The sequence below is a fragment of the Rufibacter roseus genome (assembly GCF_001647285.1).
GTDB lineage: Bacteria > Bacteroidota > Bacteroidia > Cytophagales > Hymenobacteraceae > Nibribacter > Nibribacter roseus.
Genome location: NZ_LRML01000019.1, coordinates 67,651 through 80,882, shown reverse-complemented (window position 1 = coordinate 80,882; position 13,232 = coordinate 67,651). Strand labels below are relative to the sequence as shown.

The window sequence follows — 13,232 nt, the reverse complement described above, 5'->3', positions numbered from 1 at the left end:
AGAGCTAATTCCATTCAGCGAACTTTACGCCAACTACCAACAGAAAAGCCAGCCTCTCACATGAGGCTGGCTTTTCTGTTGTAGTGGCGAAAGTCGCTTGTTCCGCAAGCTTGAGATTAGCTGCAATTTTTACTTTTGGCTACCTCCGTTCTTAAAGCACATGCGTATGATCAGGAGAGAATCAACAGAGACAAAAATGATTAGAGCCTATAAATTATACACTGACGCCGAAGGCCATTCTAGATTTAGCGTAGGCAAAGTGGCAGAACGAACTTTAACAAAGGCAACGCAGATCCAATTTAAAGAAACTCCTGCCGGTACTTTCTATGACTGGCACCCGGCCCCTACCACCCAATACGTGCTCACACTAGAAGGAACCCTGGAGTTTACCACCAGTACCGGCGAATCTTTTACACTTACGGTTGGTGACGTACTCATTGCTACCGACACTACTGGCCGTGGGCACAAATGGCAAATGTTAGGCGACAACCCCTGGCACAGGGCTTATGTGCTCTTCGAAAACGAGAGCGACATCAATTTTATTCCTGACTAAGATTTTATACACTAAGCTTAAAAGGTTAATATTTTGCGTTTTAGGCCATTTTTCAGAAAAACAGGCCTAAAACGCAAGACCTTCCTTAAGAACTGCACGACAACATTGAGCAACCTGCCTTTTGACTTGCCCAATCTGGCCGCTTTTTGAAGAACTCGTCGAAGTCTCTGGAGTATGGCTGCTTCATGGCTTTCTGTAATTTGTTAAACAGCTGGTCATCTCCTTTGGTAAGCCCCTCTATGGCCTCATGCAGCATGTAATTCCGTAGAATTATTCTAGGGTTTGTTTTCCGCATCAGTTGTTGGCTTTCTTCTCTTGAGGTGGTGTTGGTTTCAATGCGAGCGCTGTAGGCTTTAATAAAATCCAATAGCAGGGTCTTCGCCTTTTCTGCTGGTTCACCATAAAAACTCTCTTGGAAGTGGCTAAAAATTTTCTGAGAATCCCGCTCTTCCTGGGGCAAATCACCTAACAATTGGTAAAAGATGGTCATATCTGGCTTTACCGTGGCCAGCAAAGTTTCCAATTGTGTGATCAAGGCTTCATCCTCTTCCCGTACCTCATCCAAGCCTAGTTTATTACCCATCATTTGGCGGTACTTCAAAGTAAAAACAGTTTCATATCCCTCCAGTTCAGCCACCAGTTGCTGTGTGTTTGGAAACAGCGCGGCAATGGCACTGGCCAGGCAACCTAAGTTCCACTGGGCCACCGAAGGCTGCCGCCCGAAGGCGTACCGGCGACCAGGTAAATCAGTAGTGTTGGGCGTGAACATCGGGTCATAATCATCTAGGAAGGAGAAGGGGCCGTAGTCTATGGTGAGGCCCAAGATGGACATGTTATCAGTGTTCATCACGCCGTGCACGAAGCCCACGCGCATCCACTCTACCATCAGTTCCGCAGTGCGGTCCAAGATTTCCTTGAACCAGGTCATCACTCTGTCTTCGCCTTGGATATGCGGATAATACCGGCTAATGGTCCAGTCTACTAATTGGCGCAGGTTGTCAATTTCCTGCCGGGCGGCAGGCATTTCAAAACTTCCGAACCTCAGGAAAGTAGGCGCTACCCGCATAACAATTGCTCCTGGCTCATACTCCGGATTGCCGTTGTAGAACATGTCCCGTACCACCTGGTCACCGGTTTTTACTAAACTCAGCGCTCGGGTGGTTGGTATATCCAGGTAATGCATGGCCTCACTCATGAGGTACTCCCGAACCGATGACCGCAACACCGCTCTTCCGTCGGCACGTCTTGAGTAAGCAGTAGGGCCTGCTCCTTTCAGCTGAAGCTCCCAAGACTGCCCGTCAGGTGCCTCCCACTCTCCTAGCGTGATGGCCCGACCATCGCCTAACTGGCCTGCCCAGTTTCCGAATTGATGGCCTGCATAACAAGCGGCATAAGGTTGCATGGTGTCGGCAACCTTATTCCCGCCCAGTACATCAATCTCTGCTTGATCAGTTAGCTTTTGAATTCCTAATTCCTTCGCCAGTTCCTCTGACCAAGCCAACAGCTCAGGACTTTTCACCGGAGTAGGTTTTGCCTTGCTGTAGAACATACCCGGCGTCTGCCGTGGTTTCAGGCTGCCACTCTCATCGCCTTCAAAAGTGTTCACAAATTCATTCTTATATTCTTTGGAGAGTAAACTTTGCATGTTTCAATAGTTGGTTCAACAATGGGCACCACTGGCCTTACTGCCCTCTTTCAGTACAAGAGAGAAAGGGATAAACAGATATACGGTAAAAGAGTACCTAAAGGAAAGATTACAGGAAATAAGGGTCATAAAAGTAGGTTTGGAGCATATCAAAAAAATAAAACCATTTGTTTAAACCCTTATTTTGGAAAAACACCCCAGAAACAGTTTTGATTAGGAACAAGAATTGTATTTTGTCATCTATTTCCATTAGAAAAAGTTAACTAAAAAATTTTTTTCTGCTACCATGAAACATATACTGACCCTGAGATTTATTTGTATTCTGTTTTTCATCAGCACTTTTCTCCCAGCCTCCGCCGTTACCCTGCCGGCCATCTTCAGCAACCACATGGTGTTACAGCAAAATGCAGAGGTGACGGTGTGGGGTTGGGGAAAACCCGGAGAGCCCATTTCAGTTTCGGGCAGCTGGGACAACCAAGAAGTAAAAACCAGCCCCGGCAATTTAGCGCAATGGTCGGTTAAACTGAAAACACCCGCAGCTGGAGGCCCTTACACACTTACCGTGAAAGGCTACAATACCATTGTAATTGATGATGTGCTGTTGGGCGAGGTATGGCTGTGCTCTGGCCAGAGCAACATGGAGTGGTCAGCCAGAGCTGGTATTGACAATGCACAAGAACACATTGCTCAGGCCAATTACCCTTCCATCCGCTTTTTTTCTGTAGCACACAGTACCTCAGATGTACCGCAGCAAGATCTGAAAGGGCAATGGGTAGTATGCACTCCTGAAACGATGACAGATTTTAGCTCAGTGGGCTACTTCTTTGGGCGCGACCTTCATCAAAACCTAAAAGTACCCGTTGGCTTAATCAATAGCAGCTGGGGAGGTACTCCGGCCGAGGTCTGGGTGAACCCAAACATTATTGCAGCCAACCCGGTGCTCGCCAAATCGGCTGCCCAGCGGGAAGAAGTGGCTTGGTGCCCAGTACAACCGGGCAAAGCGTTTAACACCATGATTGCCCCGCTTATTCCTTTCCGCTTAGCCGGAGCACTCTGGTACCAAGGCGAATCGAACGCCAACGCACCTGAGGTATATGCACAACTTCTGCCTACTCTCATTCAGAACTGGAGAACCCAATGGCAACAGGAATTCCCCTTTTATTATGTGCAGATAGCCCCTTTCACCTACGGAGGAACAGAAGAATGGCCACGATTGGCAGAGGCCCAATTCAAGACATTACAAGTTCCTAAAACAGGCATGGCTGTAATACATGATGTTGGCAACACCCAAGATATTCACCCCAGAAACAAACTAGATGTAGGAAAACGCCTAGCCGCTATAGCTTTAAATAAAACCTACGGGAAAGAAGACATTGCCCACTCTGGCCCCCTCTACCGCAGCATGAAAGTAGAAGGCAACAAAATAAGGCTTTACTTTGACCATACCACTGGCGGATTGATGACCAAAGGCAAAGAACTGACGCATTTTGAGGTAGCCGGAGCTGATCAAAAATTTGTGAAAGCCAATGGTAAAATTGAGGGTAATACAGTGGTGGTTCAGGCAAAGGATGTGAAGCAGCCGGTGGCGGTAAGGTTTGGGTGGGAAAACACTGCCACTCCAAACCTTTTCAACAAGGCAGGCCTGCCCGCCTCCTCTTTCAGAACAGATGACTGGCCAAAAGAAAATCAGAAGTAAGCATAAAAGAAAAGCGCAGGTAAAATACCTGCGCTTTTTCTAGATTAATCCTATCCTACTATTATTGTCTTGAATTTATAATCCTGCCTCTTTGTGCAAAGCCTCCAGGGCACTGGCTAAATAAACCAAAGGTGCGTTCCAATTGATGGCAATTTCATTGGAGGCGTATGAGCAGTCGTGGTCTAAATACATTTCATCCGGGAAGCTAGAAGTATAACCTTCGCACTTATCTTGTTTATTGGCATTGGCATTGGTACCACCGGAAAGTAAGCCAGGCACAGGCTCAACCACTTTGTCTGCCACTGATGGGCGGTGATGCGGGAATTTGGTAGATTTTTCTCCAAAACCTGTCACAAAAGAGTAGCCCACTGCGTTTCTGCCTAAAAGGTAATCTAAGTTTGAAAGCGCCGCCGTCAGGTATTTCTTATCCCCTGTTAGTTTATAAGCCTGCACCAGCACAATGCCCTGATTGGCCGCTACGGAGCTGCTTCCCCAAATGTAATCTTCCGTCACCCGCCCCATAACAGTTCTATAGGCACCGGCAGCCCCGCCTTGCACCATTTCATTTGCTAATTGAACCAGTCTGTCTTTTATTACCCCTACATCAATTTTGGCGACCGGTGAAAGTTTTTCAATGTTCCGCATCAGGGTGTAGTAGCCAAGCAACCTCACCTGTGGCCAGCTGGGAATTGGCATTTTAGCATCAGGCACCATATTGACAGAGGTATAGTAACTGTCTTGACCAGTAGTGATGTATAGCTCTGCCGCTGCCCAAATGAACTCATCGCTTACATCTTTGTCACCATACGCACCTGTGTTCACGTCTGGATCAAACGACTTATTCATGGCATCTTGGTCATATAATACCTTTGGGTTCTTCTTTGCCCACTCCCAAGCCTTCTTGGCAGCTGTTAAACAAGAGTCTGACAAACCAGGAAACTCCCTCCCGTAGCTTTTGAACACTCTACTGGCCTGCGCCATAACTGCCGCAAAATCAAGAGAGGCGGCAGTTCCTTTCTGCACCACATACCTAGTGCTGGTTGCCTCATGCGGCATGACCATACCCTCAAAATTAGCGTTGGTGAGTTTGTGGTACACCCCTCCGTCAAGAGGGTCTTGCATAGTAAGCATCCAGCGCAGGTTCCAAAGCGACTCATCTAATAAATCAGGAACATTGTTGCCACTTTCAGGTATGTTCAGGTCTTGTTCTTTAAAGAACTGCGGAAAATCTTCATACGCCGAGAGCAGCGTACCCATAGTAATGCCACTGTTGACTATATATTTATTATAGTCGCCGGCATCATACCAACCCTTAGGGGAGGAAATAACCGTACCTGCCGGACGTTGAGCTGTTGCCGCTGAAGGGTGTACCAGTACTTCTACATCTGGATGACCCGCGGGCCTGTGCCATTTACCGGCAAATTGTACGGGCAGGTCCACAGACAGTCGCTGGAAATAAAACCCTTTCATAGCTGCCGCCGCCACCTCTTGGTGCACCTGCTGCTTTATTTCAAAAGGATAAGACTGCCCCACCCCCGGAATATCCAGTACATACACCCCAGGCTTGGTGAACTGGCTAAAGTCCGCCACCCTAGTTGGCTTTTTAGATAATTCAGTTAGCTGTGATTCTGATAAAGAACCAGTAAAAACAGTTTTAGACAGGTCTTGGGTTTTCAGGTAAAATTTATCACCAGTACTCTTCCCCGTTACAATGGCAACCTTTGGGGCGTTAGGGTAAAAACCTATTTGGTTTAACCGAATTGATTCCTGCCCTTGTAACTCTGTGACCGCAGAGCCCGACTTCTGGACCTGCGTACAAGAGGCACTTAAACCTATTAAGATTACACCTATTAATGTAGAAAATCTTTGCATATCAGTTCATCCATTTATCCTTCAACTGGCAGCAGCCAAACAAGCGGGCTCAGCTATTATTACCAGAGGCTAAATTAGGAAGTCTGTTAAGTAAAGAAGGGTATCATATGTTTCAGATGTGCTCCTCAGGTGTTAACCCTTTGCTGTATTCATTCTGTTTGTTCACAAAGCAAACTTTTGTAGCAGGCATTCAAGAACAATATGAAATTCTTATAATAAACTTCAGAAAGAGCCATGCCTAGCCTTTCCCACTTCAAATTCAATAAATAGTTTGAGGTGACTGATTCCAAAATCTGTTTTGGAGCTCTTTTTCGAAAAACAGGCAAAAAACAAAACCAACAGCCGGTATCATTATGGCTGTTGGTTTCAAGATGAAGTTCACCAGTACGTGAAAGTGTGGTTCTACACTACTGCTTCTCTCTGTTTGATATCAGCATACTGTGAAGGCAGAATCTGGTATTCCTCTTTGAAGTATTTAGTAAAATACTTACGGTTATTGAATCCAACTTTATAAGCAACCTCAGCCACCGTTAACTGACTTTTCTCCAGAAGCTGTGAGGCGTGTTGCAACCTTATTTTCCGAATGAATTCTACAGGCGTTTGACCAGTTATGGCTACCATTTTTTTGTACAGGTGCACCCGACTTACCCCAAGCTCCCGGCTCATTTCCTCCACCGTCAATTCTGGGTCTGAAAGATTGTCTTCCACGTACTTGATAGCTTTCTGAATCAGCTTATCGTCTAGTGAAACAATTTTCTCTTGGGTAGTCTGTACGCTGATTTTCTTCTCATAAGCTTTCTGCAGAAGCTCTTTCTGAGTTATCAGGTTCTTGATTCTGGAAAGCAGGAATTCAAAATGGAAGGGTTTGGTCAGGTAGTCGTTCGCCCCTAGGTTAAGTCCTTTCAGCTGTTTTTCTTCTGAGGCGTGGGCGGTGAGCAACACAAACGGAATTTGGGAAGTACGGGGGTCTGCTTTGATTTTCTTACAGAAATCCATGCCGTTCAGCTCAGGCATCATCAAATCACTCACTATCAGGTCGGGCAGATGTGACAAGGCTTTTTGCCAGCCCTCTTTTCCGTCACGAGCCTCCAGCACCTGGAAATAGGGATTTAGGCTGTCTTGCAGGTAGAATCTGAAATCTTCATTATCTTCAACCACCAACACTACCGGCTTGTTTTCTGAAGATAGGGTGATTGACTGCGGCAGCGTTTCCAGCTCTTCTGTGGGCAATGCCTCTACCTCTCTCTGCCCTTCAGCCTGCCCCACCAATTTCTCAGCGGCGGGTTTTGCCAGTTCTTTCACAGGCATGGAAACGGTAAAGCAGCTCCCCTGACCAGGAGTGCTATCTACGGAAATCATTCCGCCGTGCAGGCTTATAAATTCATTTGCTAAGGCCAACCCGATGCCACTGCCTTGGTTCACCATGTTGCTGGGTACTTCCTCTCGGAAAAAGCGCTCGAAAATCTTCTTCTGATTTTCTTTGGCAATACCAATACCCGTGTCCTTCACTTTTATCTCCAGCACCTTCAGCCCTTCAGAGGAAGAATCGTTGTCCAGACAATTAAGGGCAACGTCAATTTTACCGTGCTCTGGAGTGAACTTAAAGGCGTTAGACAGCAGGTTGAAAAGCACTTTCTCCAGCTTGTCTTTGTCAAAGGCAGTATGCAACGCCTCAACACCTGTCTGGAAGGAAAGTGACACGCATTTTTTGTCAGAAAGATCTACAAAAGAATCTACAGTTTCCTGCACAAACTCCACTATATCTCCTTCAGACAAGGTTAGGCTCAGGTCTTCCACATCAATCTTCTTGAAATCTAGCAGCTGGTTTACCATGTTGAGCAAGCGCTTGGCGTTCTTGTTGATCATCTGGAACTGCTGTTGATGCTCTGGGTCTGTGCTGGTTTTCAGCAGCTTTTCAATGGGTGCCAGAATTAGCGTAAGGGGGGTGCGGAATTCATGGCTCACGTTGGTAAAGAACTTTATCTTCATCAGGTCAAGCTCATGCAGCTGCCTTGCATCTCTCCTTTCCTGTTCCAGTAAGAATTTAGATTTAGCTTTGTTTAGCTCCACTCTCCGCAAAAAGACCAAGGCGGCTACTAATGCTGCGAAATACAGCAGGTACGCCAACGGGGTACGCCAAAAAGGAGCCAATACGGTAATTTTCATACTAATGCCTTCCTTGTTCCAGACACCATCATTGTTGGCGGCCACTACTTTAAACTCATAGTCGCCCGGGTCTAGGTTGGTATAAGAAACCCTGCGGTTGTGGCTGTCTACCGTCTGCCATTGCTTGTCAAAGCCTTCTAACTTGTAGCGGTACCGGTTCTTTTCAGAGTGGATGTAGTTAAGGGCAGCAAATTCAATGGAGAACACATTGTGGTTGTGCTCCAACGTGATTTCTTTTGTATCAGCTAGGTTTTTGGTAAGAATAATTCGGTTCTGGAACGACTTGTTGGGCTCAAGACTTTTGTTGAACAGCTGAAAATCAGTAAACACAAGCTTAGGCGCCAAGGCATTTTTTTGAATCTGCGACGGATGGAAAAGGTTGAATCCGTTTGGTCCCCCAAAAACCATTTCACCTTTAGAGGTTCTGAAACCAGCGTTTTCATTGAAATACTTTCCCTGCAGGCCGTCTAGTTCATCAAAATTCCGGAAGGTGTAGGTATCGCCATTGGCATTACGCCTGATGATCAGGTGCGAGATTCCGTTCTGGGTACTAAGCCACAGGTTACCGCTGTTGTCTTCCTTTATAGCAGTGATGGCATTAGTGGGCAAACCGTTTCCTTTTGTGAAGTGGGTAAAAGAGTTCGTTTTCTCATTGAACAGGTCCAAACCTTCCGTAGTCCCTATCCACATGTTATTTCGGCGGTCGCGGTAAATAGACGTAATGTTGTTGCTGACCAAGCTTCTAGGGTTTTTAGGGTCGTGCAGGAAGAATGCACTCTTGCCGCTGTCTTTGTGGAACACGTCTACACCATAGCCACCACCTACCCACAGGTTCCCGTGCCGGTCTTCGGCAATGGAGGAGATATAATTGCAGTGCACAGGGTATTTCCCCGCTTTTTCCGTGGAATGGATGAATCCGTTTTGCTCCGGGTCGTACAATTCAAGCCCGCCGCGCAAAGTACCAATCCATATGTTCCCCTGCCGGTCTTCGTACAGTTCCCAGATGTTGTTGTGAGACAGGCTGGCTGGTTCAGCGGGATCGTGTTTGAAATGCGTAAAGGTTTTCCCGTCGAATTTGTCTAAGCCGCCCAGGTAAGTGCCTATCCATAGGTTGTTGTTTCTGTCTACCAGCAGGCTAACAATAATATCAGAGGCTAGGCTGTTAGAGTCTTTTGCATTGTGCGTATAGCGGGTATACTCACCGGTAGCTCGGTTCAGGTACAGCAGTCCTCCCCCGTTCGTGCCAATCCACAAATTTCCCTTTGCGTCTTCGGCAAATGCATTCACATCGTCATAGGGCAGGCTGTTTTTCACCGAGTTCAGCCGCTTTACAGTGGGAAAACGGATGATGTTCTTATGGTAGTAGTTGACGCCTTTTTTAAATGTACCCACCCAAATAATGCCCTCGTTGTCTTTATACAGGGTATTGACGCTATTATGGGAAAGGCTCTTGCTGATTTCCTCATTGTGGCGGATGTACTGCACCCCCAGCGATTTTTTGTCTAGCAGGTTTATGCCGCCGTGGTCTGTGCCAATCCAGATTTTGCCTTTTTCCCCTTCTACCACGCCCCGGGTAAGATTGCTGCTGAGTTTTACGGCCGAAGAATTCTTGTGGAAATTCTGCAGAGATTTGTCTTTGCTGTTAAAGTAAAAAACACCTCCTTCTTTTTCCTGCATGTACAGCCACAGATCATTGTCGCTGTCAACGGTAAGGGCATAGTCCAGCAGCTGTTGGCTGTAGTTTTTGTAGATCTCGTTGTTGCGTTCCACTACCTTCAGGCTTCTGTAATCTATCCGCTCTAGAATTCCGGTGCGGTGCACAACCCAAATATCACCTGTGGTGGTTTGGCCAATGGCGGAGATATAATTGGTACTAAGTCCATTTTTACTGTTGATGGAGTGGCGTAAATGCACGGAGGCCTTGGTACGTGGGTTATATTTAGCAAGCCCCTTCCCTTCCAGCACAAACCAGAAGTTTCCTTCTTTGTCTTTCATCACATCTTCCACTACCGCGTTTTCTGGTAGTTTGTAGAGCTGTAGCAAATCGCGTTGGTTCCGGATAAACTGTTCGTTTTCTGGATTATAGACACAGCTGCCATACGGTGTCTTCACCCAAATTTTCCCCTCTGGCCCCTCTTTCAGCTTCAGAATGTCATTGTTTATAAGAGAGGTGGAGTCATTAGACTGGTACCGGAATACTTTGAACTTGTACCCGTCAAACCGATTGAGGCCGGCGGCAGTGCCAATCCACATATACCCCCTGCTGTCTTTCAAAAAGCTCTTCACCTGATTGTTTGACAACCCACTGTTTATGTCAAGGAGAGAGAAACGGTAAGGTTCTATAGGGGCTGCATGCGTCTGAGCTAAAAAGACCAGACTCATTATAACCAGTAAGAATTTTATATGTAAGCGCATAGGAATAAGAGGGGGTGAAAAGGTTAACTCTTGAGCATTCTTCTATCGTTTTAACTTAACAAAAGAGCCACCCATCTGCTTCTAGCAAGTTTTCCTGACCTGAATTTATCTCAATTTTTACAAATACCATAATAAACTATTTCAAAAGCCTTTTTAGAAAAACAACTAGCCACCAAAACCACACATCTTTTAAATATTTATTAAAAACTTTGCCAAATGCGGAGGAGACATCGGCCAATAGAAGCGCTAAGGTGAAATCTGTACAAGATGCAGGTTATAGAAGCTTGAACCGCCGTTTTTGGCCTATTTTAGGCAAAACAGCTCTAAAAGATGAAGGTCTTTGGGGAGGCAATGATGGTGCAGGAATTTTCTAACCGTCCCCTCATTTCCCTTTACACGGTATCAAATGTTTCATTTTGCAGTACCGTTTGTTAAGGATGCCATTTTCCCGCAAAATGGGTCAAAAAGATAGGTTAATATTGTATTAGAGCAGTTGGTATAAAGCCAACCGGCAAAAGCAGATTTGTTTTTGTGATACCTATAACAACCCCAATTACACTATATGAAGAAGTACTCTCCATACCTGCTGGTGTTCGCCCTCATGATGCAATCATGCGGCAGCACCCAGTCAACCCAATCCACCCCAACAACGGCGGCTACGGCTGCCCAAGCGGCTACGGCCACCCCAGCCAAAGCCACTGACCCGTTTATTGAAGACTTGATCTCCAAAATGACGGTGGAGGAGAAAGTGGGGCAGATGACCCAACTCACCATTGACCTGATTCTTCAGGACAACGAAGCTGCCGTGGTAGACAACGCCAAGCTGCGCGATGTGCTGGTGAACCACAACATCGGTTCCATTTTGAACGTGAAAGGCCGCGCCTACACCATGGACGAGTGGCACACCATTTTGACCGCCGTTCAGAACGTGGCCACGAAAGAAACCCGCCTGAAGATTCCGGTGATTTACGGCATTGATGCTATCCACGGGGCCAACTACCTGGCTGGTTCCACCTTGTTTCCGCACAACATAGGCATGGCCGCTACCCGTAACCCAGATCTGGTGAACCAATCTGCCAAAATCACCGCCATTGAAACAAGAGCCTCTGGCATTCCGTGGAATTTTGACCCGGTGCTGGATGTAGGCCGCCAGTCGCTGTGGCCACGCTTTGAAGAAACATTCGGCGAGGATGTGTACGTGGTGAAAACCATGGGCGCCGCCGCCATCAGAGGCTATGAGCAAGACAACCTGAACACCGACTATACGGTGGCTTCCTGCATGAAGCACTATTTAGGGTACTCGGCCCCGGCCACAGGTAAAGACCGTACACCTTCTTACATTCCGGAGCAGATGCTGCGCGAGATTTTCCTGCCGCCGTTCAAAGCAGCCGTTGAAGCCGGTGCGTCTACCGTTATGATTAACTCCGGCGAAATAAACGGCACCCCGGTACACGGCAGCAAATACTACCTTACTGATATTCTGCGCAACGAGCTGGGCTTTGAGGGCGTGGCCGTTTCTGACTGGGAAGATGTAATCCGTCTGCACACCCGCCACAAAGTAGCCGCCACGCCAAAAGAAGCGGTAAGAATGGCCGTGGAAGCTGGTCTGGACATGAGCATGGTACCGTATGACTATTCGTTCTATGACCATTTGATAGCCTTAGTAAAAGAGGGTACTATCTCTGAAGAGCGTATCAATACCTCCGTGCGCCGTATTCTCACGCTTAAAAAGAAACTGGGCTTATTTGAAAACCCTTTCCCTAAAGCTGAGCTGAAAAACGCGGTAAACAAACCGGAGTTTGACCAGGTAGCCCTGCAGGCCGCTCTGGAAAGCATTACCCTGCTCAAGAATGAAAAGCAGACACTTCCGCTACGCAAAAACAGCAAAATCTTAGTAGCCGGACCTACCGCAAATACCTTAGCTTCGCTGCACGGCAGCTGGTCGTACGTGTGGCAGGGCAACGAGGAAAAACAGTATCCGGCAAAAGCCAAAACCGTATTACAGGCATTGCAATCGGAGATTGGAAAAGACAAAGTGGTTTCCCGCTCGGTAGCTGATTTTGGAGCCGCCGCCAACTACAATACTGCCCAACTGAAAAGAGACGCTGCCCAGGCGCAGGCCATTGTGCTTTTCCTTGGTGAAAAAGCCTACGCTGAAAGCCCAGGCGTGATTGATGACCTAACTCTGGAAGAAAACCAACAAGCGTTGGTGCGTGCCGCAAAAGAAACCGGCAAACCCGTGATTATTGTTCTGCTGGAGGGCCGTCCGCGCGTTATGTCTGCCATTGAACCGTTAGCAGACGCCGTGGTGCTGGCCTACCGTCCGTCTACGTTCGGGGCACAGGCCATTGCCGATGTATTGTTCGGTGATTATAACCCAGATGGGGTACTGCCGTTCACATATCCAAGGTTTGTAGGCGACGTGCTGACCTATGACCACAAAGGCACCGAAATCATTCGGGAAGATGTACCTAACGTGGCCGGGAACCGTGGCTTTAATCCGCTGTGGCAGTTTGGCCATGGCCTCAGCTACACCACCTTTGCTATCTCAGACCTGCGCGTAGACAGAACCTCTTTCGGTCAGAATGACAATGTACGTGTGTCTGTGCGCGTGAAGAACACCGGCAGCCGCGCTGGCAAGAAAGCCGTTGAGCTGTACAGCCACGACCAGTACGCTAGCATCACCCCAAGCGCCCGCAGATTAAGAGCTTTCTCTAAAATCTCCCTTCAGCCCGGCGAAGAAAAAATAGTGGACTTCACCATTTCCGCCAAAGACCTGGCCTTTGTAGGGCAAGACGGCAAGTGGGTAACCGAGCCAGGTGCTTTTGATTTAATGGTAGGCGACCAAAAAGCCACCATTACCTTGCAGTAATTTTTTGTAGCGT

7 protein-coding genes are annotated in these 13,232 nt (G+C 47.3%); 4 read left to right on the top strand and 3 right to left on the bottom strand.

Translation table 11 applies throughout. The features are described 5' to 3' along the window. Positions 1-196: 196 nt before the first annotated feature. Positions 197-553, top strand: a complete 357-nt coding sequence (locus tag A8O23_RS19510) for a cupin domain-containing protein (RefSeq protein WP_066625238.1) — start codon at positions 197-199, stop codon at positions 551-553. Between the two features lie 85 nt (positions 554-638). Here the strand turns inward: A8O23_RS19510 and A8O23_RS19505 are convergent, their stop codons facing one another. After that, on the bottom strand, positions 639-2,198 hold the full coding sequence (locus A8O23_RS19505; RefSeq protein ID WP_066625214.1) for a protein adenylyltransferase SelO: 1,560 nt from the start codon (positions 2,196-2,198) through the stop codon (positions 639-641). A gap of 286 nt (positions 2,199-2,484) precedes the next feature. Between A8O23_RS19505 and A8O23_RS19500 the strand changes: the two genes are divergently transcribed. Beyond that, on the top strand, positions 2,485-3,894 hold the full coding sequence (locus A8O23_RS19500; protein ID WP_066625211.1) for a sialate O-acetylesterase: 1,410 nt from the start codon (positions 2,485-2,487) through the stop codon (positions 3,892-3,894). Between the two features lie 75 nt (positions 3,895-3,969). On the opposite strand, the gene A8O23_RS19495 is transcribed toward A8O23_RS19500, so the two are convergent. Continuing rightward, on the bottom strand, positions 3,970-5,766 hold the full coding sequence (locus A8O23_RS19495) for a glycoside hydrolase family 9 protein (protein WP_066625209.1): 1,797 nt from the start codon (positions 5,764-5,766) through the stop codon (positions 3,970-3,972). A 402-nt stretch (positions 5,767-6,168) separates the two neighbouring features. Next, the gene (locus A8O23_RS19490) at positions 6,169-10,347 is read right to left on the bottom strand and encodes a hybrid sensor histidine kinase/response regulator transcription factor (RefSeq protein ID WP_066625207.1); all 4,179 of its coding nucleotides are present in this window, start codon (positions 10,345-10,347) and stop codon (positions 6,169-6,171) included. A gap of 251 nt (positions 10,348-10,598) precedes the next feature. On the opposite strand from A8O23_RS19490, the gene A8O23_RS22020 reads away from it, so the two are divergent. Both A8O23_RS22020 and A8O23_RS19485 read left to right on the top strand, forming a co-directional pair. Further along, positions 10,599-10,721: a hypothetical protein gene (locus tag A8O23_RS22020; RefSeq protein WP_262506470.1), complete on the top strand. Its 123-nt coding sequence runs from the start codon at positions 10,599-10,601 to the stop codon at positions 10,719-10,721. Between the two features lie 188 nt (positions 10,722-10,909). Next, complete coding sequence (locus A8O23_RS19485; RefSeq protein WP_066625204.1) at positions 10,910-13,219, top strand: glycoside hydrolase family 3 N-terminal domain-containing protein; 2,310 nt, start codon at positions 10,910-10,912, stop codon at positions 13,217-13,219. The last annotated feature ends 13 nt before the right edge of the window (positions 13,220-13,232 follow it).

Coding starts and splice junctions, on each gene's coding strand:
- A8O23_RS19510 (WP_066625238.1), top strand. CDS start 197: ATGATTAGAGCCTATAAATTATACACTGACGCCGAAGGCCATTCTAGA.
- A8O23_RS19505 (WP_066625214.1), bottom strand. CDS start 2,198: ATGCAAAGTTTACTCTCCAAAGAATATAAGAATGAATTTGTGAACACT.
- A8O23_RS19500 (WP_066625211.1), top strand. CDS start 2,485: ATGAAACATATACTGACCCTGAGATTTATTTGTATTCTGTTTTTCATC.
- A8O23_RS19495 (WP_066625209.1), bottom strand. CDS start 5,766: ATGCAAAGATTTTCTACATTAATAGGTGTAATCTTAATAGGTTTAAGT.
- A8O23_RS19490 (WP_066625207.1), bottom strand. CDS start 10,347: ATGCGCTTACATATAAAATTCTTACTGGTTATAATGAGTCTGGTCTTT.
- A8O23_RS19485 (WP_066625204.1), top strand. CDS start 10,910: ATGAAGAAGTACTCTCCATACCTGCTGGTGTTCGCCCTCATGATGCAA.